Origin of the sequence: Pseudarthrobacter sp. NS4, from assembly GCF_024758005.1 — a bacterium.
In the GTDB taxonomy this organism is placed as follows: Bacteria; Actinomycetota; Actinomycetes; order Actinomycetales; family Micrococcaceae; genus Arthrobacter.
This window is the reverse complement of record NZ_CP103288.1, coordinates 3,595,444-3,616,850: the sequence shown is the minus strand read 5'-3', so window position 1 is coordinate 3,616,850 and position 21,407 is coordinate 3,595,444. Positions and strand designations below refer to the sequence as shown.

17 protein-coding genes are annotated in these 21,407 nt (G+C 65.6%); 11 read left to right on the top strand and 6 right to left on the bottom strand.

Going from position 1 to position 21,407, the window contains the following annotated elements:
• Positions 1–105: 105 nt before the first annotated feature.
• The gene (locus tag NXY83_RS17060; protein WP_258803395.1) at positions 106–354 is read left to right on the top strand and encodes an SCO4226 family nickel-binding protein; all 249 of its coding nucleotides are present in this window, start codon (positions 106–108) and stop codon (positions 352–354) included.
• 102 nt (positions 355–456) lie between these two features.
• On the opposite strand, the gene NXY83_RS17055 is transcribed toward NXY83_RS17060, so the two are convergent.
• Entirely contained in the window at positions 457–1,962 is a 1,506-nt protein-coding gene (locus NXY83_RS17055) for a nucleobase:cation symporter-2 family protein (protein WP_258803394.1), read from the bottom strand.
• 165 nt (positions 1,963–2,127) lie between these two features.
• The gene (gene pucL / locus NXY83_RS17050; protein WP_258803392.1) at positions 2,128–3,036 is read right to left on the bottom strand and encodes a factor-independent urate hydroxylase; all 909 of its coding nucleotides are present in this window, start codon (positions 3,034–3,036) and stop codon (positions 2,128–2,130) included.
• Between the two features lie 370 nt (positions 3,037–3,406).
• Between pucL and NXY83_RS17045 the strand changes: the two genes are divergently transcribed.
• Positions 3,407–3,589: a hypothetical protein gene (locus NXY83_RS17045; RefSeq protein ID WP_258803390.1), complete on the top strand. Its 183-nt coding sequence runs from the start codon at positions 3,407–3,409 to the stop codon at positions 3,587–3,589.
• A 13-nt stretch (positions 3,590–3,602) separates the two neighbouring features.
• Here the strand turns inward: NXY83_RS17045 and ligD are convergent, their stop codons facing one another.
• Positions 3,603–4,847, bottom strand: a complete 1,245-nt coding sequence (gene ligD / locus NXY83_RS17040; protein ID WP_258803389.1) for a non-homologous end-joining DNA ligase — start codon at positions 4,845–4,847, stop codon at positions 3,603–3,605.
• Between the two features lie 45 nt (positions 4,848–4,892).
• Positions 4,893–6,266 carry an 8-oxoguanine deaminase gene (locus NXY83_RS17035; RefSeq protein ID WP_258803388.1) on the bottom strand — a complete coding sequence of 458 codons (1,374 nt, stop codon included), beginning with the start codon at positions 6,264–6,266 and terminating at the stop codon, positions 4,893–4,895.
• Positions 6,267–6,664: 398 nt separating this feature from the next.
• On the opposite strand from NXY83_RS17035, the gene NXY83_RS17030 reads away from it, so the two are divergent.
• The 9 genes from NXY83_RS17030 to NXY83_RS16990 all read left to right on the top strand — a co-directional run bounded on the left by NXY83_RS17030 (position 6,665) and on the right by NXY83_RS16990 (position 17,678).
• The gene (locus NXY83_RS17030) at positions 6,665–7,159 is read left to right on the top strand and encodes a nucleoside deaminase (RefSeq protein ID WP_258803386.1); all 495 of its coding nucleotides are present in this window, start codon (positions 6,665–6,667) and stop codon (positions 7,157–7,159) included.
• A gap of 14 nt (positions 7,160–7,173) precedes the next feature.
• Positions 7,174–8,694, top strand: coding sequence for an NCS2 family permease (locus NXY83_RS17025; RefSeq protein WP_258803385.1), 1,521 nt, complete (start codon positions 7,174–7,176; stop codon positions 8,692–8,694).
• Between the two features lie 169 nt (positions 8,695–8,863).
• Positions 8,864–10,126, top strand: coding sequence for an XdhC family protein (locus tag NXY83_RS17020; RefSeq protein WP_258803384.1), 1,263 nt, complete (start codon positions 8,864–8,866; stop codon positions 10,124–10,126).
• Positions 10,117–11,034: an FAD binding domain-containing protein gene (locus tag NXY83_RS17015; RefSeq protein WP_258803383.1), complete on the top strand. Its 918-nt coding sequence runs from the start codon at positions 10,117–10,119 to the stop codon at positions 11,032–11,034. The genes NXY83_RS17020 and NXY83_RS17015 overlap by 10 nt, the downstream gene beginning before the upstream one ends.
• Positions 11,035–11,036: 2 nt before the next feature.
• Positions 11,037–13,919: a molybdopterin-dependent oxidoreductase gene (locus NXY83_RS17010; RefSeq protein ID WP_258803382.1), complete on the top strand. Its 2,883-nt coding sequence runs from the start codon at positions 11,037–11,039 to the stop codon at positions 13,917–13,919.
• Between the two features lie 75 nt (positions 13,920–13,994).
• A complete protein-coding gene (locus tag NXY83_RS17005; protein WP_258803381.1) occupies positions 13,995–14,975 on the top strand; it encodes an aldo/keto reductase in 981 nt (326 codons plus the stop codon).
• 46 nt (positions 14,976–15,021) lie between these two features.
• Positions 15,022–15,675, top strand: coding sequence for a uracil-DNA glycosylase (locus NXY83_RS17000; protein ID WP_258803380.1), 654 nt, complete (start codon positions 15,022–15,024; stop codon positions 15,673–15,675).
• 62 nt (positions 15,676–15,737) lie between these two features.
• Positions 15,738–16,133 (top strand): DUF5655 domain-containing protein, encoded by a 396-nt coding sequence (locus tag NXY83_RS16995; protein ID WP_258803379.1) that lies wholly within the window; start codon positions 15,738–15,740, stop codon positions 16,131–16,133.
• A gap of 42 nt (positions 16,134–16,175) precedes the next feature.
• Positions 16,176–17,678: an HNH endonuclease signature motif containing protein gene (locus NXY83_RS16990; RefSeq protein WP_258803378.1), complete on the top strand. Its 1,503-nt coding sequence runs from the start codon at positions 16,176–16,178 to the stop codon at positions 17,676–17,678.
• 34 nt (positions 17,679–17,712) lie between these two features.
• Here the strand turns inward: NXY83_RS16990 and nboR are convergent, their stop codons facing one another.
• Both nboR and aceE read right to left on the bottom strand, forming a co-directional pair.
• Positions 17,713–18,396 (bottom strand): nicotine blue oxidoreductase, encoded by a 684-nt coding sequence (nboR, locus tag NXY83_RS16985; protein WP_258803377.1) that lies wholly within the window; start codon positions 18,394–18,396, stop codon positions 17,713–17,715.
• Positions 18,397–18,478: 82 nt separating this feature from the next.
• Positions 18,479–21,220 carry a pyruvate dehydrogenase (acetyl-transferring), homodimeric type gene (gene aceE, locus NXY83_RS16980; RefSeq protein ID WP_258803376.1) on the bottom strand — a complete coding sequence of 914 codons (2,742 nt, stop codon included), beginning with the start codon at positions 21,218–21,220 and terminating at the stop codon, positions 18,479–18,481.
• Between the last annotated feature and the right edge of the window lie 187 nt (positions 21,221–21,407).

Genomic DNA, 21,407 nt, shown 5'->3' with positions numbered 1-21,407 from the left:
GTGATTAAGGGGCATTGAGCAACGGCATTAAACGGCCATTGACCGGTTAATTCGGCGGGCGTACCATCAGCGCATCATTGGAACCCAACCCACGGGAGTGCTGTCATGGCAACCTTTATGGACGTGCACCACAACATGGTCGGTCTAACCCCGGAGCAGTTGCACGCTGCGCATGATGCAGATTTGGCGATCCAGGCTGACGAGCATGTTGACTTCAAGAATGCTTGGGCAGATCCTGAATCCGGCGTGGTCTATTGCCTCTCGGAGGCTCCATCCGCCGACGCAGTAAAGCGCATCCACGAGAGGGCGGGTCATCCGGCTGACGAAATCCATCCCGTCCCGCTCATTGTGTGAGGCACATCATTCGGTCACCTTGCCGCGGCCGTAGTTAAGCCGCGGGATGGCGGTTCGCAACAATCCATGAAGATTGCTGCGAACCGCCATTTCTGTGTGGCCTTAGTGTTCTGAGGCCTTATCGGCGGACTCGACCCGGACTTCATTGCCGTTGCAGTCGATGAGTTTCCCGTTTTCGTAGCGGTCGCCGTGCTCGAGGCATGCAAGGTCTTCTTCCTTGATGACCCGTCCTGTGCCGGCCACGAACACGGACTGGTTGTCCGAGTTGCCGGCCTTGAGGTGGTTGAAGAGCAGGTTCAGCAGGATGGCCATGACGGCGGCTGAGCTGATGCCGGAGTGGAAGATGGTCGCGAACCAGTCGGGGAACTTGTCGTAGAAGGCCGGGGCGGCGATGGGGATCATGCCGAAGCCGATGGAGGTCGCCACGATGATCAGGTTCATGTTGTTTTTGTACTCGACTTTGGCGAGGGTGCGAATGCCACTGGCAGCTACGGTGCCGAACAGGACAATGCCTGCCCCGCCCAGGACTGCGGTGGGTACGGCTGCCACAACACGGCCCAGGACCGGCAGAAGCCCGAGGATAACCAGGATGACGCCGCCGGCTGCTACGACGTATCGGCTCTTGATCCTGGTGACTGCCACCAGGCCGACGTTCTGGGCGAACGCGCTTTGCGTGAAGGAGCCGAAGACCGGGGCGATGAGGCTGGAGCCCATGTCTGCACGGAGGCCGGCGGCGATGCGTTTCGAGTCGACCTTGGTTCCGATGATTTCCCCGACGGCCAGGATGTCGGCCATGGTTTCGGTGAGGATGACCAGGACGACGATCAGCATGGAGATGATCGCGGCGATCTCGAAGGTGGGGGCGCCGAGGTGGAATGGCGCGGGGAAGGCGACGATCGGGCCATCCCCGACCTTGGAGAAGTTGGCCATCCCGGTTGCGACGGCGACCAGGGTTCCGATGACCATGGCCAGCAGGATCGAGAGCCGGGAGATGGTCGCGTTGCCGAGCTTGCTCAGGAGGAGAACGAGGGCCAGTGTGATCGCCGCGAGGCCGATGTTTTCCATACTGCCGTAGTTCTCGGCATTCCTGTTCCCTCCCATGGCCCAGTTAGCGGCGACCGGCATCAGTGTGAGGCCAATGGTCGTGATGACAGTACCGGTGACCACCGGTGGGAAGAACCGCACGATCTTCGAGAAGACCGGCGCGATCAACAACCCGATGGCGGCCGAAACGATGACCGCGCCGAAGACGGACTGAATGCCTCCGCCGGTGGTGACGATGGCGACCATCGTGGCCACGCCTGCGAAGGATACGCCCTGGACCAGCGGCAACTGGGAGCCGAAGAAAGGGATGCCCACGGTCTGGAGGATGGTGGCAAGCCCGCCCATGAAGAGCGCGGCGGCGATCAGGACGCCGATGTCGGCAGGGGGCAACCCGGCAGCCTGGCCGACGATAAGCGGCACGGCAACGATGCCGCCGTACATGGTCAGCACGTGCTGGAAGCCGTAGGCAAAACTGCTTCCTACGGACAACCGCTCGTCCTCCGGGCGGGCCTGCTGGTGCTTCTTGCCGGCGGCCGCAGCGGCCAGCTTCTTCTTGGTGTTCATGGCAGACTTTCTTGGTTCATGGCAGACGTCATCGTCTGGCTAACGTTGTCTGGCTAACAGGTGTGGCAAAACTCTCGGGGCTTGATTTCGACAGGCTCAATCACCGGTCGCTGAGCCTGCCGGAACACAAAGATTTCGACAGGCTCAACCGTTGTTGGCGGTGGTTTAGCAGAATCCGGCGATGCCGGACCAGGCGGCGGGAGCTGCGGCTGCGTCTTCCCGCTGGACGGTGGCCTCAATCAAACCGTAGGGACGGTCTGCGGCGAAGAAGACCTCATTGGGGTTGTCGAGGCCGAAGGGGGAGAGGTCCACCAGGAAGTGGTGCTTGTTGGGCATTGAGAACTTGATCTCGTCGATCTCGCTGTGGGCTTCCAGGACTTTGGTGCCCATGTCGAACAGGGTCTGCTGCAGTGCATGGGAGTACTTCTCGGTGAACCCTTCGAGCAGGAGTGCCTTGACGTCGTCGTAGCCCTTATTGAAGTCAAGGGTGCTGAAATCGGTTCCGGTCTTGAAGCGCCACCGGGCGGAGACATCCGTGGCGAGGATCCGGTCCGTGGTTTCCGGCAGGGTGGTGTAGCGGTCCCGCGGATAGCCGACGAAGCCGGACTGGGTGGACTTCAGCACCGTCAGATCCTTGAGTCCCGAGATCAGGTGGGTGGTGGCGCCGTCGCGGACCAGGACGGCGGTGCGGACTTCCTGGCCGTTGCGGACGAAGGAGTGGTCGTGTTCGCTGCCGTGGGCCTGGATACGGTTCCAGCTGTAGGACTCGGCTTCCCAGCGGCCGCCGGTAACCCAGTCGAAGCTGGACGTGAAGTGCTCGCCGAGGCGCAGCAGGAACGCTTCCGGGGAACCGATGCCGTCCCGGGCAAAGGCGTAGATGGTGTTCTTCTGGGTGTCCGTTGCCACCACGTGGGCGTTGTCGCCCTCAAGGTGGGCCGCGGCGAAGTCGCCCCGCAACTGCGAGGTGACGTTCAGGTCTTCAATCTCGTGCCGGGCTGTATCGCGGGTGATCTTGACGACCCGGACCTCCGCCTTGCCGTACTGGTTTTCGCCGAGGATGATCTTGCTGCTCATGGTCTTTTCCCAACTTCCGTCAAGTGGAACCTAGGTTCCATCACTGAAATTAGCGCGCGTTTCGAGCGCGTTTCCGGTGGAGCCGACCCAACAAAAAAGAGCCGGCATCCATTGATGCCAGCTCATTACGACCCTGCCTGCTGCTCCCAGGTTACGTGACGTGCGCCACGAGTTGACTAACAGCGTACCCCCGCAAACCGGTGGTGTACATCACAAGATCAAAAATCAGTTTGTGACTGCGCGCGCATGTTCCCAGCCTCCAGGGATCATTGACGCTTCATCGGCGACGACGGTAAGGTTTCACAAAGCAGAATTTGTTTTCCGTTATATGAAATAAGTAAAACAAATAACCAGCCTCGAGGAGGACAGCATGTACCAGCAGGACAAGACGACGCCGGCGCCCAAGCCGGCCACCGTACCTTCAGCCCAGGAGTTCTACCTCCCGCGCGGTGGCGGAATCGACCCCGATTTCTACGTCCCGGAGGACCGGGTCCACGCGGCCAACCGCTTCTCGCGCTGGATCCATGCCCTCCCGGGTTTCGGCCGCCGGTAAACAGGTAACCGCCTCAGGATCCCTGGCGCCCCGGCCATTCCTTGCCGGCCCAGGGGTCATAGTCGGCGATGAGCTCCTCCTGGGGCGGACGCCCGGCTTCGGGAACGTGCTGCAGGTTTACCCGCACCCGGTACCAGAGCGAACTCGATCCGCGCATCCCATCCATGAGCACATCGGCGGGGTGCAGGGCCGGGACCACATCTGCATGCCGGGCCTTCCACTCGTCGAGTGCCGCGAGGGCTTCCGGCTTGGTCTTGGTGCGCGCAACCTCGATGAGCGGCATCATTGACTGCCGGCGGCCCGCGCCATCACCCGCGCGCGGCGCCTTCTCGGCCGGCCCGAGCTCGGTAGCCAGGGCCAGGAGGCCTTCGAGCGAGCCCACCGCAGCGTCGATGCCGGCGTGGGGATCACCCACGTCTGCAAAACGTTCGAGCACCGTGGGCACCGTGAATTGTTCCGGCCGAATGGAGCGGACCTCACTCCAGGCGAGCGGCGTGGAGACCCGGGCGTCGGGCAGGGAACGGACCGAGTAAGCGGACGCCACAGTACGGTCCTTCGCGTTCTGGTTGAAGTCGACGAACACACTCTCGCCGCGCTCCTCCTTCCACCATCGAGCCGTGGCGAGCCCGGGCGCCCGGTTTTCAACCTCCCGGGCGAGCGTTTCGGCAGCAAGCCGCACGTCGCGGTAAGACCACTCCGGGGCGATGCGCACCAGAACGTGGAGTCCCCGCGATCCGCTCGTCTTCGGCCAGCCCACAAGCCCCACATCCTCCAGGACCTCCTGCGCCACATAGGCGACGTCCACGATCTGTGACCAGTCGACCCCCGGCATGGGATCGAGGTCTACCCGCAGCTCGTCGGGATGCTCGAGGTCCTCGGCACGCACCGGATGCGGGTTGAGGTCGAGGCAGCCAAGATTAATAACCCAGGCCAGGCCTGCCGCATCACGGATGACGGCCTCCTCGGCCGACGTCCCCGACGCATAACGGAGCGTGGTGGTGTCGATAAAGTCAGGGTGGTTTTCGGGCACGCGCTTCTGGAAGAACGGCTCCGCGTCGATGCCCTTCGGGAAGCGTTTGAGCACCATCGGCCGGCCCCCCGCACCGCGCAACGCGCCCTCCGCGACGGCCAGGTAGTACCGCACCAGGTCCAGCTTGGTCAGGCCGGGCTCGGGGAAAACCATCTTGTCCGGGCTCGAGATGCGGACCTCGGCCCCGTCGATATCGAGAATCTCAGCCGGTGTCTTCGACGGGTTCATGCCGCCACGCTAGCAGCGGCTGACCAGCCATAACAGTGGCTGGTATCAGCCGTTCACGAGTCTGTGTGCCGCGGCCGAGTGTTCCGCGATGAGCCCGGCCACGTCCAACCCGGGAATTTGCCCGTCCGCCACCCGCCACTGCCCGCCGACCATAACCCGGTCCGCCCGGTCCGCGGCGCACAGCAGCATGGCCGCGACGGGATCGTGGCTGCCGGAGAAACGCAGGTCGTCAAGCCGGAACAGTGCCAGGTCCGCCTGCATTCCGGGTGCCAGCTGGCCCAGTCCCGGGCGGCCCAGTACGGCGGCAGAGCCCTTCGTGGCCCAGCCAAGGGCCCGCTCCACCGGAACATCCGCCCCGTAGCGCAGCCTCTGCAAATACAGTGCCTGCCGGGCTTCGAGGATCATGTTGGAGGCATCGTTCGACGCCGAGCCGTCCACCCCCAGCCCCACCGGGACACCCGCGTCCTCCATTTCCAGGACCCGCGCGGTGCCTGACGCCAGCCGCATATTTGAAGTGGGGCAGTGCGCGACGGCGGTGCCCGCGGCTCCCAGCCTGGCAATCTCGGCGTCGCTGAAGTGGATGCCGTGCCCCAACCAGGTGCGGTCCGTCAGCCAGCCCACGCTGTCCAGGTAGTCGACGGTCCGCAGCCCGAACATCTCCCGGCAGAAGTCCTCCTCGTCCAGGGTCTCCGCCAGGTGGGTGTGCAGCCGCACGTCCAGCCGCTCGGCGAGCGCCGCGCTTTCGGCCATGACTTCCTTTGTCACGGAGAACGGTGAGCAGGGGGCCAGGGCAATCTGGATCACCGCGTCCCCGCCGCGCTCGTGGTACCGGCCAACCAGCCGTTCGCTGTCTGCCAGTACCACTTCGGGAGCCTGCACTGTTGACTGCGGCGGCAGGCCGCCGTCGCCCGTTCCCAGCGTCATGGAACCCCGGGTCAGCGTGGCGCGCATTCCCAGCCGCCGCACGGCTTCCACTTCGATGTCGATGGCATCTTCCAGGCCGGCAGGAAAGAGGTAGTGATGGTCAGCGGCCGTGGTGCAGCCGGAGAGCAGCAGCTCGGCAAGGGCGGCTGTGGCGGCGAGCTCCAGGTCCCGCGGCGTGAGCCGGGCCCACACCGGGTAGAGGTTCTGCAGCCAGGGGAACAGCGGCGCATTGGCCACCGGCCCCCAGGCCCGCGTGAGGGTTTGGTAGAAGTGGTGGTGCGTGTTGATCAGGCCCGGCAGCAGCACGTGGCTGCCGGCGTCGAACGTCTGCCGGCAGGGGGCCGAGGGCTGCTGTCCTGCTGCCAGGACCTCAACGATGGTCCCGCCGCTGACCACCACGCCGCCGGAGGCGTCCAGCTGGTTGGCGGTGAAGGCGGCCTGCGGATTCCTGATCCAGAGGCGGGAGGCGGCGGCAGGAGCGGCGGGCTGGTTCATGGCTGTCCTTTGTCTGAGCGCGGTTGTGGTTCCAGCTCAGTGAGGCCCTGTCTGCTGATCCAGGTGCCGCGGCTGCGGACAGCGCGGGTGGCATCAGACTAGGGAATGGGCCTGACCTGCGTCAATGGTGATGCAATGTGACCGGCGGTTCCGGCAGCAGTGAAGGAGGCGAAACGCGGATTTCACATTGCGAAATTAAGTTTCCAGAAAAGTATGGCGCGGACCACAATCCGGTGCTAATCTCGATTTTGCCAAAGGCGGGCGCCCGGACTCCGGGAAGCTATCTACCAGGCGCAACTTAACCTTCACAGCACATGCTGAAGCCTGGTAACCGTTCGCACCTGGTTCTACTGGTCCCGCAACGGGAGACCCGGCTTCCAAGCAAAGGGAGTCGCATCATGAGTACCACCGTCACGGCCGAGGATTTTCTGGCCAGATCCATCCGGCTGGCAACGGCCAACGTCCTGAACAGCGGAGGGCCTTTCGGGGCCATGATCGTCACTGCGGACGGCAAAACGTTCGACGGCGTCAACCGCGTCACTGCGGACAACGATCCAACGGCCCACGCCGAAGTCACCGCCATCCGCACCGCCTGCCGCGAACTCGGCACCTTCGACCTCAGCGGCGCAGTCCTCTACACCAGCTGCGAGCCATGCCCCATGTGCCTGGCCTCAGCACTCTGGGCCCGCGTCGAGCGGGTGGTCTACGCCGCCGACCGCCACGACGCCGCCTCCGTCGGCTTCGATGACGCAGTCTTCTACGAATACTTCGAAAACCAGGACAGGGACTCCCTGATGCCGGTCTCCAAGCTGGCGCTGGGCGATCCCCAGGCGCCGGGCCCGCTGGAGCCGTTCAACACCTGGAACGCGCTCGAATCCAGGATCGACTACTAGGCCCGGCGGCTGACATGACCATCCTGGACCAGTCCCACGAGGAGCATTCGGCTCCATCACCCCGCACCCCCAAGCCGGCACCAGGCACCCCCAAGCCGCCGGCGTCCAACGCCATCCTTGACCGCTTCTTCCACATCAGCCAACGCGGCTCCACGCTGGCCCGTGAATTCCGCGGCGGCCTGGTCACCTTCTTCACCATGGCGTACATCGTTATCCTCAACCCCCTGATCCTTGGCGGGTTCAGTGCGGACAACGCGCCCACCGACGTCGCCGGGGGCTGGCTGTCCGCCGCGCAGGTAGGCGCCGTCACCGGCCTGACTGCCGGCGTGATGACCATCCTGTTCGGCCTCGTGGCCAACCTGCCGTTCGGCCTGGCAGCCGGGCTCGGCATCAACTCCTTCCTGGCCGTCTCTGTGATCCAGGAAGTCACCTGGGCCGAGGCCATGGGCCTGGTGGTGATCAACGGCATCCTGATCGTGCTGTTCGGCGTCACCGGCGCCCGGACGGCAATCTTCCGGGCCGTGCCCAAGGAACTGAAGGCCGCCATCACCGTGGGCATCGGCCTGTTCATCGCCTTCATCGGCTTTGTGGACTCCGGATTCGTCCGGCCCACGGCGGGCGGGCCTCCCGTCCAGCTGGGCGACGGCGGGTCCATCACCTCCGTGCCCACGCTGGTGTTCGTCGTCGGACTCCTGGCCATGGGCATCCTGGTGGCACGCAAGGTCCAGGGCGGCCTGCTGATCGGCATCGTGGGCACCACCGTGCTCGCCGCCGTCGTCGAAGCCATTTTCAAGATCGGCCCTGCCAGCGCCACCAACCCCGGCGGCTGGCACCTGAACACTCCGGTCCTCTCCGGACAGCTCGTCTCGGCCCCGGACCTGGCACTCGTGGGGCAGTTCGACCTCTTCGGATCGTTCGCCCGGATCGGTGGACTTGCCGCCACCATGCTGGTTTTCACGCTGGTGTTCACCAACTTCTTCGACGCCATGGGCACCATGACCGGCCTGGCCAAGAGCGCCGGCGTGGCCCACAAGGACGGCACGTTCCCCCGGCTCAAGTCGGCCTTTGTCGTGGAAGGCATCGGCGCCGTCGCCGGCGGTGCCACTTCCGGCTCCTCCAACACCGTGTACATCGACTCCGCGGCAGGGATCGGCGAAGGCGCCCGCACCGGCCTGGCATCGGTGGTTACTGGAGTGCTGTTCCTGGGCTCGATGTTCCTCACCCCGCTCACCAGCGTGGTTCCGCTTGAAGTCGCTGCCGCCGCACTGGTGGTGGTGGGCGCCATGATGATGGCACAGATCCGCGAGATCAAGTTCAGCAAGTTCAGCGTGGCCCTGCCGGCGTTCCTCACCATCGTGACCATGCCGCTGAGCTACTCGATCGCCAACGGCATCGGGGTTGGCTTCGTCAGCTGGGCCATCATCGGGGCTGCTTCCGGGAAGTTCAAAAAGATCCATCCGCTGATGTGGGTGGTCAGCGCCGGATTCCTGGTGTACTTCGCCCGCGGACCCATCAACGTCCTGCTCGGGGCCTGACGCCCCTTGCCGCGCGCCCGGTCCGGACATCCGCACCCGCGACCCCTGGAGCGGATGTCCGGACCGGCAGCGGCTTTCACCACGTTGTATTTGCACCACCTGCTTTTCGAACGACCCGATAGGAACGACAATATGGACACCACCGCAGCGCGGAAGAAGGAGTGCCGCCATGCTTGACCTGATTCCCCTGCCCGGCTCCTGGGTGCCGTCACTTGCAGGCCGGCAGTTCGCAGTCGCCACCATCGTGGCGGCCACCGGTTCGGTACCGCGGCCCGTGGGCACGTCCATGATCGTCACCGGGTCCGGTGCCGTGCTCGGCAGCCTCTCCGGCGGCTGCGTGGAAGGCGCCGTGGTGGCGCTCGCGCTCGAAGCAATGGACGACGGCGGGACCCGCCGGAAGACCTTCGGCTTCAGTTCCCACGATGCCTTCGCCGCCGGGCTCACCTGCGGGGGAGAACTGGACATCCACATTGAACCGGTGCCTGCGGACCTGCCCGGCGAGACCGCCCAACACCCGCTCCGGACCTCGCTGCGGCAACTCGCGGACCTGGAGCCGGACCAACCCGTGGCGCTGGTACGCCGCGTGGGCACTTCCGGAGGCGGCGCCGTCGTACTTTCCGACCCGGCGAACTTCCGGGCGGCTGCCTGCCCGGAACTGGCAGGGCTGCTGCGTTCCAAGGGGTCCCTCAGTGCGGAGTCCCTGCTTCAGGCGGAAGCCCTGGTCCGCAGCGGCGGCGCAGGGGTTGTCCGGCTGGCCGAACCCGGCCATTGCCCTCCGGGCCGGTTCGGCGGGGACCAGCACCAGGACCCGGGCGCGGAAGCCATCCTGGTGGAGTCCCGGCTCGCCCCGCCGCGGATGCTGGTGTTCGGCGCCAACGATTTCGGCGCCGCGCTGATTCCGGCCGCCAAGCTGCTGGGCTACCACGTGACCCTGGTTGACGCCCGTCCCGCGTTCGCGTCGCAGCCGCGCTTTGCCGCCGCTGATGAAGTGGTGACTGACTGGCCGCACCGCTACTTGGCCGCAGAGTCGGCAGCCGGGCGCCTGGACAGCCGCGCGGTGGCCGCCGTACTCACCCACGACCCGAAGTTCGACCTCCCGCTGCTGGAAACCGCACTGGCCCTGGACCTCGCCTACATCGGCGCGATGGGTTCCCGCCGCAGCCACCTCCAGCGGGTGGACAGCCTCCTGACCGCGGGCGTCGCGCCGGAGCGGATCGCCCAGCTGCACTCACCCATCGGCCTGGACCTGGGCGCCGTCACGCCCGCCGAAGTGGCGGTCTCCATCACGGCGGAACTCATCGCTGCCCGCAACCGTGCGGCCAGCTGCACGCCGCTCCGCGATTGGTCCGGCCCCATCCATCAACAGCAAACGCGCCGCGGAACCCAGCCCGCGCCCACCAACGTTTCCCCGCAGGAGATCGCATGGACATGAACACCATCGAGGCGGTGGTCCCCACCACCGACCCCGCACAATGGCGCGACGGCGATGCCTGGCTGGCGGGCGGAACCGTCCTCTTCTCCTACGGCAGCTACGCCTTTGGCCCGCAGCCGCTCAAACGGCTCCTGGACCTCGGTGCCGCAGGCTGGGAACCGGTCGCCGTCACCGACGATGGAATCGAACTTGCTGCCACCTGCACCATCGCCGGGCTGTACAGCCTCCCCGGCTCGCCGGACGTGGCAGGCCGGGCCTGGCCGGGACTGGACCTGGTCCGGCCGTGCTGCGATTCCTTCGTGGCGTCCTTCAAGGTGTGGAACATGTCCACGGTCGGCGGCAACCTCTGTACATCATTGCCTGCAGGACCTGTTATTTCGCTCTGTGCAGGCCTTGACGGCGTCGCCACCATCCTGGGTCCCGGCGGCACCAGCCGGACCGTTCCGGTGGCCGACTTCGTCACGGGGGATGCAACAAACTGCCTGGCACCCGGTGAGCTGCTGCGCAGTGTCTACCTCCCGGCGTCGGCCCTCGCCTCCCGGGCGGCCTTCCGTCGCCTCTCGCTGAGCAACCTGGGCAGGTCCGGGGTGCTGCTGATTGGAAGGCTCGACGGCGGAACATCCCTGGTCCTGACCGTCACCGCAGCCACCAAGCGGCCGGTGCAGCTGCGCTTCGACGGGATCCCGGACGCTGATGAACTGGCAGCGTCGCTGGACGAGAGCATCCCCGGCGACCTGTACCACGACGATATCCACGGGCTGCCGGCCTGGCGCCGGGACATGACCTTCCGGCTCGCGGAGGAGATCCGCTCGGAACTCGCGGCTCCGCAAGGGGCGCCCGGGCTGACCGTATCCGGAGACTTCTGGCCGCCGCAGGCCAGGCACAACGCACTTTCGAAAGGGGCCTGAACATGGCCGGCGAGACCAACGGAGCCGTGGACAGCAACGGTGCTGTCCACGTGGACGGGACCATACGGATTAATGGGGTGTTGGCGGACGCCGCTCCCCGCCCGGGGCAATGCCTGCGCACCTTCCTGCGGGAGCAGGGCAACCTCGGGGTTAAGAAGGGCTGCGACGGCGGTGACTGCGGCGCCTGCACGGTGCACGTGGACGGAACGCCGGTGCACAGCTGCATTTACCCGGCGGTGCGGGCCGAGGGGCATGCGGTCACCACCATCGAGGGCCTGGCGGGCACTTCCGGCGGGGATGAGCTTCACCCGGTCCAGCAGCAGTTTATGGAGCGGCAGGGCTTCCAGTGCGGCTTCTGCACAGCGGGCATACTGATGACGGCCGCGACGTTTGATGATGAGCAGAAGGAGAACCTGCCCCGGAACCTCAAGGGGAATCTCTGCCGGTGCACGGGATACCGTGCCATCGCTGATGCAGTCTGCGGGCAGGCCGGCCACCCGGATCCCCAGGGACAGGGCTCGGGGATCGCAGGGGAAGGGCAGCCGGACCCTGAACCGGGGCAGCTGGGCGACGACGTCCCTGCCCCGGCCAGCAGGGCAGTGGTCACCGGCACCGCCCGCTACACCCTCGACATTCCGCGGGAACAGCAACCGGGCCTGCTGCACATGAAGATCCTGCGCTCGCCGCACGCCTCGGCCCGCGTTGCCTCCATCAACACGGCGGCGGCGCTGAAAGTGCCCGGAGTGGTTGCTGTCTTCACCCATGAGGACGCTCCGGCCCAGCTGTTTTCCACAGCCCAGCACGAGCTCTTCACGGACGATCCGGACGACACCCGTGTACTGGATGACGTGGTGCGGTTCATCGGGCAGCGCGTTGCCGCCGTCGTCGCCGAATCTGTGGGCGCCGCCGAAGCCGGTGTCCGTGCCCTGGAAGTGGAGTACCAGGAGCTACCCGCGGTTTTCACGCCGCAGGACGCGCTGTTTCCGGGCGCGGCACTGGTTCACGGCGACAAGGACGGCACGGCCTCCCGGATCGCCCGGCCGGACCGCAACGTGGTGGCCGAGCTCCACTCGGAACTGGGAAGCGTGGCAGAAGGATTCGCTGCGGCCGACTTCATCCACGAGCAGACGTACCGCACGCAGCGGGTCCAGCACGTCGCCTTGGAAACCCACGCTGCCATCGCCTCCGTGGACGGCGAGGGCCGCCTCCAGGTCCGCACCTCCAGCCAGGTCCCGTTCCTGGTGCGCCGCACACTGTGCCGGGTCTTCGGGCTTGAGGAGGACCAGGTACACGTGGTGGCCGGCCGCGTGGGCGGGGGATTCGGCGGCAAGCAGGAGGTCCTCACGGAGGATCTGGTGGCGCTCGCCGCCCTGAAGCTGAAGCGGCCGGTCCAGCTGGAGCTCACCCGGACCGAGCAGTTCATCGCCACTACCACCCGCCATCCCTTCACTATCAAGCTCAAGGCCGGGGCCACCTCTGATGGCCGGCTGACAGCGCTGGAGCTGGATGTCCTCACCAATACCGGCGCCTACGGCAACCATGGCCCGGGCGTGATGTTCCACGGCTGCGGTGAATCGCTGAGCGTCTACAACTGCGCCAACAAGAAGGTGGACGCGCACGCGATGTACACCAATACGGTGCCGGCGGGGGCTTTCCGCGGCTACGGGCTGAGCCAGATGATTTTCGCCATCGAGTCCGCCATGGATGAACTCGCGGTGGGAATCGGCATGGACCCGCTCGAGTTCCGCCGCCGGAACATGGTCCGCGAAGGGGACCGGATGCTGTCCACGCAGCCGGAGCCGGAGGAGGACGTCCACTACGGCAGCTACGGGCTGGACCAGTGCCTGGACCTGGTCCGGGATGCGCTGGACCGGGGGCGGGAACGCTACCGGGCTGCCGGCCTGGACGAGCTGGGTCCGGACTGGATGACCGGCGAAGGTGTGGCGTTGTCCATGATCGACACTGTGCCGCCGCGCGGCCACTTTGCCCATTCGAAGCTCCGGCTCCTGCGGGACGGAACGTACCAGGCCGACGTCGGCACCGCCGAGTTCGGGAACGGCACCACCACGGTCCATGCCCAGCTCGCAGCCACGGCCCTGTCCACGGACGCCCCGCGGGTGGTGGTGCGGCAGTCGGACACGGACCTGATTGAGCACGATACCGGTGCGTTCGGCTCGGCAGGCACTGTGGTGGCCGGAAAGGCCACACTGGCAGCGGCGGAGGAGCTGGCCGTCCGCCTCCGCGCCTTCGCGGCCGGTATCCATCAGACACAGGCCGCAGCGTGCGTCCTTGACGGCGATGCCATCGTTATCGACGGAGCGTCCGTGCCGCTCGCGGAACTGGCGCAGGCTGCCGCGGATGCCGGCGTCGAACTTGCCGCAGAGGGCCGCTGGGGCGGCACTCCACGCTCGGTCGCGTTCAATGTCCATGGTTTCCGGGTGGCAGTGAACCGCGGCACGGGAGAGCTGAAAATCCTGCAGAGCGTGCAGGCAGCCGACGCCGGAGTGGTGGTGAACCCGCGCCAGTGCCGGGGCCAGATTGAAGGGGGCATTGCCCAGGCCATCGGCGCCGCACTGTATGAGGAGGTGGTGGTGAACGATGCAGGAAAGGTCACCACGGACATCCTCCGGCAGTACCACATCCCCACCTTTGCGGACGTCCCGCGCAGTGAGGTGTACTTCGCGGACACCAACGACGAGATGGGTCCACTGGGTGCCAAGTCCATGAGCGAAAGCCCCTTCAACCCGGTGGCTCCGGCCCTGGCGAATGCCATCCGGAATGCCACCGGGGTGCGCTTTGCAGCACTGCCTATTGCCCGGGACAAAATCTATCTGGGGCTGAAGGAGGCAGGGCTGGTGCCCGAGCTGGAGCGCGCCGCCGGCTGAGGTGCGCCCCATGTTCCGCGGCCGGCGGGACCGTAAAATTCCGGCCGCGGTAAGGGCACACCCTATAGTCGGAGGATGGAACAGCGGATTTTAGGCAAGACCGGACGTAAAGTCTCCACCGTGGGACTGGGCACGTGGCAGCTCGGCGCCGACTGGGGCAACGTTGACCCGGCGCAGGCCCAGGCCATCCTGGCAGCCTCGGTGGAGGCGGGCGTCACCCTTTTCGATACTGCTGACGTCTACGGGGATGGCAAGAGCGAGCAGGCCATCGGGAAGTTCCTGGCGGACAACCCCGGGTTGGACATTACCGTGGCCACCAAGATGGGCCGCCGGATGGACCAGCTGCCGGAAAACTACACGCTGGCCAACTTCCGCCAGTGGGTGGACCGTTCACGGAAGAACCTGGGCACTGACACCCTGGACCTGGTCCAGCTGCACTGCCCGCCCACCCCGGTGTACAGCAACGCCGAGGTTTACGACGCCCTGGACACGCTGGTGGCCGAAGGGGCTATCCGCAACTACGGCGTCAGCGTGGAGCGCACCGACGAAGCCCTCGAAGCGATCCGCCATGAAGGAACCGCCTCCGTCCAGATCATCCTGAACGCCTTCCGGCTCAAGCCGCTCGACGAGGTCCTTCCCGCAGCCAAGGCGGCAAACGTGGGGATCATCGCCCGCGTGCCGCTCGCTTCCGGACTGCTCTCCGGCAAGTACTCCAAGGAAACCACCTTCGCGGAGAACGACCACCGGAACTACAACCGCAACGGCGATTCTTTCGACGTCGGCGAGACGTTCTCGGGCGTGGACTATGAGCTGGGGCTGAAGGCCGTGAAGGAGTTCGAACAGCTCGTTCCGTCGGGTGCCACCACCGCCCAGGCAGCAATCGCCTGGATTGCGGCGCAGGACGGCGTCACCACGGTAATCCCCGGCGCGCGCAACGTGGAACAGGCGACGGCGAACGCTGCCGCGGCTTCCGTTGCCGTCAGCGAAGAATTCGGCGCCGGCGTGCGCTGGATCTACGACCACTACTTCCGCGAAGCCATCCACCCCCGCTGGTAGGGAAGGTTCTGCAGGACTTCAACGTTCAGGGCTCCAGGACTACGGCATGCGCCCGGCTTCCGGCATAGATGCCTTCATTGACAAGCTCGCGGCGGTGGAAACGGGCCCTGCCTGCACCAACTTCTTCGCCCATGGTGTCCCGGCAAATATCCAGCGCAGGGAAAACCTGCGGATCTACCTGACGGAGATGCTGGACCGCGCGCCGAAAGTGCTGCTGGTGGGGGAGGCCCCTGGTTTCAGGGGCATGCGTATCACCGGGGTTCCGTTCACCAACCGTGGGATGTTCGAGGGGCCGGCCAACGGCTTCGGGCTGTTCGGGACGGGGAAGGGCTACGCTCTGCCGCCGGACGCTGCGGGGGTTGCCGCCGAACCGACCGCTACGGTGATGTGGCAGGTGCTGGCCGAGCTAGAATTCCTTCCCCTGCTGTGGAGCGCCTTCCCGTGGCATCCGCATCTTCCGGGACAGCCCCTGTCCAATCGGACTCCAACGCGGGCGGAAGCTGCCCTCGGAACACCTTTTTGGCAGGCGCTGGTGGAGATCTTTGCCGTTCAGACGGTGGTGGCCGTGGGTAACGTGGCGCACCTCAGCGTGCAGCGGAGCGGACTCGATGTGCCCAAGGTGAGGCATCCGTCCCATGGCGGACGGGTCGGCTTCAAACGGGGTCTGGAGCAGCTCCTTGAGGCTGGAATGCAGGCTTGAAGGATGGTGGCGGCCGTCTGCAAACGCAGCGAACACTGCGGCCTGCACGCAGGTAGGCCACCATGGTGATTGTGGATGCACAACAGCTTTTTCCCGGCGCACTCAAAGAGATTTATGATGCTCTTTCCGCTCGGGTGCTCGGACTGGGTGACGACATCGTCGAAGAGTTATCGAGAACGCAGGTGAGTTACGGTGCGGCCCGGAAGTTCGTGTGGCTCACCCCGGTCACGAAGACCAAAGCGCTTCTGACAATGGACATGTGGGATGAGCACCAGGCTTCGTTCCTCCGTGGCGTTATCCGATTTCGTCACGACAAGTACACACACCAGATCGAAGTGCGTTCGGCAGCCGACATTGAGACTGTGGCCGCGCTCGGCTGGTTCGAGGAATCAGCCGCTTGGGGTCGGAAGCAACGTTGGCCGAACAACCCTCAAGCCCTCCATGGGGATCTTTTGTGATCTCTGCGCGGCATTGTCAGACCCCCTTGCGATGATGGGTTTATGGGGAAAGGGGCGGTGACGAAGGCGTTTGAGGACATCATTGCCGCTCTTGCCGTGCTCAATGCCGAGGCCGCCGGGTGTGGTTCCGAGCCATTTTCGGATGCTGATCCGTTAGCAGGGCTGGCTGATGGCTGCCTGGAGATCCTTGCCGGAGCCGCAGGGGTCCAAGCAATGGTTTCGGGGCTGGTGGCCAACGCCGCGGGGACGTACGCGGACACCGCACGGGCAGCAGCTCCTCCGGACGCACCCGTTCAGGCGCAGGAAATGGCTATCGCCGCCGAAATTGGTAGCCTTCTCGCCCTGAGTGACCGTGCCGCGGGCGCCCTTCTTGCCCAGTCGCACGCCCTGACCACGTCCCTGCCCCGGACAGTGGCGGCCCTGCGCAACGGAACAATTTCCTGGCAGCACGCCAAAGTGATGGTTGACGAGACTGCCACCCTTGACCCCGTCGGCGCCGCAGCGCTGGAAGCCCATTTCCTGGACCCGGACGTGCCCAGGCCGGCTGCAGCGGCCGGGATCGGGGAGATGCCAGCCTACCGGTTCCGGGCCAAGGCCCGGACCTGGCGCGAACGCCACCATCCCAAAAGCATCGAGAAACGCCACGCCAAAGGTGTGGCCTACCGGCGGGTCGAATACCGGCCGGATCAGGACGGCATGGCCTGGCTGTCCGCTTACTTGCCCGCGGACCAGGCACTGGGCGGTTGGTACCGGCTTACCGAGCTTTCCAGGGCAATGCAGGGACCCGACGAGGAACGCACCCTTACCCAGCTCAGGGCCGACAATTTCGCCGAAGCGCTTCTCGCCAGCCGTGCCGGCGTCCTCGCTGAAACGGCTGCCGGCCCGTCGTTGTCGATCCGGGCCCAGGTGCTGGTCACCGTACCGGCGTTGTCCCTGATGGGCCTAACGGACGAACTGGCGATGCTCGACGGGTACGGCCCGATCCCGCCGTCGATGGCCAGGGACCTCGTCGCCAACGGCGCCGGCTCGTTCTACCGGGTCCTCGTAGATCCGAGGGACGGGGCTCCACTGGAAATCGGCCGCACCAGTTACAGATTGACCAAACCGATGCGGAACTGGCTGCGCCTGCGGGATGGGAAGTGCTCGTTCCCGGGTTGCAGCAACCACTCGTTGGATAACGAAGCGGATCACCTCCTGGCCTGGCATCAGGGCGGGAGTACCGGGATCAGCAACCTGGGACAGCCCTGCCCGAAGCACCACCGGCTCAAGCACACCAGCACCTGGAAACCCACGGAGGCAACCAAGAACGAGCCACCGGGCTGGATATCCCCATCCGGACGACGCTACAAAAGCGAACACCAGGACTGGGAACCACCACACTGGCCCCAGCACTTAGGGCTCGAACAAAAACCTGAGCCGAAATCAAAGGCGAAGCAGCCGTACTTAGCACCCCTCGGCGCTCCTTTTGGTCATGCAGATTTCGTCGTGGGCGGCCTGTCACTGTGCGAGGACAGCCTGGAAGGGTTCCTGCATAGGCGCGCCTGAGCATTGGCCTCACCTGCCGTGCGCATCCATGCCTTTATTCCGCAGTCTGCCAGCCGAGAAGCCGTAACTGGTCCCGTGTGTCGATGTCCTCACCAGTGGACTGGTCGCTGCAATCCACCTCGTCCACCAGATCCGGGTGGGCCTGCAGGAAGCCGCGCGCCCCGGCGTCGCCGGTTACGGTGGCGCTCACTGCTTCGCGGAGGGAAGCGTCAATGAGCAGCGGATGGCCGCGCAGCAACCTGTGCTGCTGCCCGGCCTTAGGCCCAGACGGCTGCCCGCCGTCGGAGGCTTCCCGACGGCGGTAGGCGGCGGCGGTGATCCGGCCGGACTTGTGGAAGGCGAGCAGGCGTCCCACGGTTGCCCGGGTTACCCCGGGCTGGTCCACGAGCGCGATCAGCAGATGGTCGACCGGGTCCGCCGTCTGGTCAGCGAGCAGGAATGAACTGCCCATCCCCGTACGCCAGTCGGGGTTGACGGCAATCCGGTACCGGTCCAGTTCGGCGGCGGCCGCAACCTCCGGTGCCCCGGCCCCCAGCACCACCACCACCTCGCGGCAGCCGCCGTCGAGCAGGTTTCCTGCGATGACTTCCACCAGCGGCCGCCCACGGTACGGCAGCAATGCCTTGGGGCCCAAGCCCAGGCGGGTACCGGCCCCGGCTGCCAGGACGACGCCCGTAGCCCGGCGGTCACCTGTGCTTTCCGCACCAATATCGCCCATAGCTGCACCCTAGATGATGAAAAGGGCAGCCGGGTCGGTCTCCCCCCGGAAACCGACCCGGCTGCCGGTTTTTCGGCTGGCGTCAGGCTTCGCCGCCTGCACCGCCGGTGGTCCCGGCGCTGACGTCCAGGAGCTTGTAGCGGTCCATCGCGTACGACGCCGTGCCCTCCTTGACTTCACCCCTCGCCGCCAGCATCTGCAACGCCTTCACCACGATGGAGTGGGTGTCGTTTTTGAAGTAGCGGCGGGCTGCGGCGCGGGTGTCGGAGAAGCCGAAGCCGTCGGCGCCGAGGGTGGCGAATTCGTTGGGGACGAATTGGCGGATTTGGTCGGGGACGGCTTTCATGTAGTCGGACACGGCGACGACGGGGCCGGTGGCGCCTTCGAGTTGTTGGGTGACGAAGGGTACGCGTGTGGGTTCGCCGGGGTTGAGGAAGGCTTCTTCTTCGGCGGCGAGGCCGTCGCGTCGGAGTTCGTTCCAGGAGGTGACGGACCAGACGTCGGCGGAGACGGACCAGTCTTCGGCGAGGATCCGCTGGGCTTCGAGGGCCCAGGGGACGGAGACGCCGGAGGCCAGGATCTGGGTGCGGGGGCCGTCGATTTTGGCGGGGGCGAGCAGGTAGATGCCCTTGATGACGCCTTCGGTGTCCAGTTCTTCGGGTTCGGCGGGCTGGGTGATCGGTTCGTTGTACACGGTGAGGTAGTACATCAGGTTCCGGTCGGTGGAGTCCGGTCCGTACATCCGTTCCAGGCCGTCGCGGATGATGTGGCCCATTTCGTAGCCGTAGGCGGGGTCGTAGGTGACCACGGCGGGGTTGGTGGAGGCCAGCAGGGGGGAGTGGCCGTCGGCGTGCTGGAGGCCTTCGCCGGTGAGGGTGGTCCGGCCTGCGGTGGCGCCGATGATGAAGCCGCGGGTCATTTGGTCCGCGGCTGCCCAGAAGGCGTCGCCGGTGCGCTGGAAGCCGAACATGGAGTAGAACACGTAGACCGGGACCAGGGGCACGCCGTGGGTGGCGTACGCGGTTCCGGCGGCGGTGAACGCTGCCACGGCGCCGGCTTCGTTGATCCCGGGGTGGATCAGTTGGCCCTGGGCGGATTCCTTGTAGGCCAGGACCAGGTCCCGGTCCACGGACAGGTAGTTCTGCCCGCCCGGGTTGTAGATCTTCGCCGTCGGGAAGAACGCGTCCATGCCGAACGTGCGCGCCTCGTCCGGGATGATCGGAGCGATGTGCTTGCCGAAGTTCTTATCCCGCATCAGGTCCTTGAGCAGGCGGACGAAGGCCATGGTGGTGGCAGCCTGCTGCTTGCCGGAGCCCCGCTTGGCAACGTCAAAAGTCTTGGACTCAGGCAGCTCAACGGCCTGGTGGTTCGGCCGGCGTTCGGGGACGGCGCCCCCGAGTGCCCTGCGCCGCTCGTGGAGATAAACAATCTCCGGGGCGTCATGGCCGGGATGGAAATACGGCGGGCTGTAGGGATCCTCCTCCAGGCGGGCATCGGAAATCGGAATTCGAAGGTAGTCCCTGAATTCCTTCAGGTCATCCAGGGTGAGTTTTTTCATCTGGTGGGTGGCGTTGCGGCCTTCGAAGTGGGGTCCGAGTCCGTAGCCCTTGACGGTTTTGGCGAGGATGACGGTGGGTTTGCCCTTGAATTCGGTGGCTGCCTTGTACGCGGCGTAGACCTTGCGGTAGTCGTGGCCGCCGCGTTTGAGGTTCCAGATCTGGTCATCGGTCAGGTCAGCGACCAGGTCCTTGGTGGCCGGGTCCTTGCCGAAGAAGTGTTCGCGGACGAACCCGCCGGATTCGGCCTTGTAGGTCTGGTAGTCCCCGTCGGGGGTTTCGTTCATGATCTTCACCAGCGGGCCGTCGGCGTCGCGGGAGAGCAGTTCGTCCCATTCCCGGCCCCAGACGACCTTGATCACGTTCCAGCCCGCGCCGCGGAAGAACGCTTCGAGTTCCTGCATGATCTTGCCGTTGCCGCGCACCGGCCCGTCCAGGCGCTGGAGGTTGCAGTTGATCACGAAGTTCAGGTTGTCCAGGTTCTCGTTCGCGGCGAGCTGGAGCAGGCCGCGGGACTCGGGCTCGTCCATTTCCCCGTCACCCAAAAACGCCCAGACCTGCTGGTCCGAGGTGTCTTTCAGGCCCCGGTTGTGCAGGTACCGGTTGGACTGGGCCTGGTAGATCGCGTTCATCGGCCCGATACCCATCGAGACCGTGGGGAATTCCCAGAACTCCGGCATCAACCGTGGGTGCGGGTAGGAGGAGAGGGCATGGCCCTGGCGGGACTTTTCCTGCCGGAACCCGTCCAGGTCCTCCTCGGACAGGCGGCCTTCCATGAACGCCCTGGCGTACATGCCCGGGGACGCGTGGCCCTGGAAAAACACCTGGTCCCCGCCGCCGGGATGGTCCTTGCCGCGGAAGAAGTGGTTGAAACCCACCTCGTACAGCGTCGCCGCGCCGGCGTAAGTGGAAATGTGCCCGCCGACCCCGATGTTGGCCCGCTGCGCCCGGTGCACCATCACCGCGGCGTTCCACCGCATGTACGCCCGGTACCGGCGCTCGTACTCCTCATTGCCCGGGAACTCCGCTTCCTGGTCCACCGGGATCGTGTTCACGTAATCGGTAGTGGTCACCATCGGCACCCCGACACTCTGCGCACCCGCACGCTGCAGCAGGCTCCGCATGATGTATTGGGCACGCTCGGTGCCCTGTTCCCTGATCAACGAATCCAGGGACTCAACCCACTCGGCAGTCTCTTCCGGATCACGATCAGGCAGCTGGTTAGTCAACCCGCTGAGGATATGGGAGGTATCTTCTCCTGCAGCCACGGGAGCCTCATTTCATCGTCGAATGGCTCATGTTTTCGTATTGTGAGAAAACATTCTTGCAATATGAGATTAGCGAGACGCGAGTGGTGCGGTCAACATGGGCAGGCGCTGCAGGGGGCCGACCTCGCCTTGCTGCCTCTGCGAACGGATTGTGACCGAGGGGACCGGCGGCACACCCTTGACCCGG

Bases quoted from the DNA above. Each gene is read 5' to 3' on its own strand.
- NXY83_RS17045 (WP_258803390.1), top strand. From the start codon at position 3,407: ATGTACCAGCAGGACAAGACGACGCCGGCGCCCAAGCCGGCCACCGTA.
- NXY83_RS17005 (WP_258803381.1), top strand. From the start codon at position 13,995: ATGGAACAGCGGATTTTAGGCAAGACCGGACGTAAAGTCTCCACCGTG.
- NXY83_RS16990 (WP_258803378.1), top strand. From the start codon at position 16,176: ATGGGGAAAGGGGCGGTGACGAAGGCGTTTGAGGACATCATTGCCGCT.
- ligD (WP_258803389.1), bottom strand. From the start codon at position 4,847: ATGAACCCGTCGAAGACACCGGCTGAGATTCTCGATATCGACGGGGCC.
- NXY83_RS17060 (WP_258803395.1), top strand. From the start codon at position 106: ATGGCAACCTTTATGGACGTGCACCACAACATGGTCGGTCTAACCCCG.
- NXY83_RS17000 (WP_258803380.1), top strand. From the start codon at position 15,022: ATGCGCCCGGCTTCCGGCATAGATGCCTTCATTGACAAGCTCGCGGCG.
- NXY83_RS17015 (WP_258803383.1), top strand. From the start codon at position 10,117: ATGGACATGAACACCATCGAGGCGGTGGTCCCCACCACCGACCCCGCA.
- NXY83_RS17030 (WP_258803386.1), top strand. From the start codon at position 6,665: ATGAGTACCACCGTCACGGCCGAGGATTTTCTGGCCAGATCCATCCGG.
- NXY83_RS17025 (WP_258803385.1), top strand. From the start codon at position 7,174: ATGACCATCCTGGACCAGTCCCACGAGGAGCATTCGGCTCCATCACCC.
- NXY83_RS17035 (WP_258803388.1), bottom strand. From the start codon at position 6,266: ATGAACCAGCCCGCCGCTCCTGCCGCCGCCTCCCGCCTCTGGATCAGG.
- pucL (WP_258803392.1), bottom strand. From the start codon at position 3,036: ATGAGCAGCAAGATCATCCTCGGCGAAAACCAGTACGGCAAGGCGGAG.
- NXY83_RS17010 (WP_258803382.1), top strand. From the start codon at position 11,037: ATGGCCGGCGAGACCAACGGAGCCGTGGACAGCAACGGTGCTGTCCAC.
- NXY83_RS17020 (WP_258803384.1), top strand. From the start codon at position 8,864: ATGCTTGACCTGATTCCCCTGCCCGGCTCCTGGGTGCCGTCACTTGCA.
- NXY83_RS17055 (WP_258803394.1), bottom strand. From the start codon at position 1,962: ATGAACACCAAGAAGAAGCTGGCCGCTGCGGCCGCCGGCAAGAAGCAC.
- NXY83_RS16995 (WP_258803379.1), top strand. From the start codon at position 15,738: ATGGTGATTGTGGATGCACAACAGCTTTTTCCCGGCGCACTCAAAGAG.
- nboR (WP_258803377.1), bottom strand. From the start codon at position 18,396: ATGGGCGATATTGGTGCGGAAAGCACAGGTGACCGCCGGGCTACGGGC.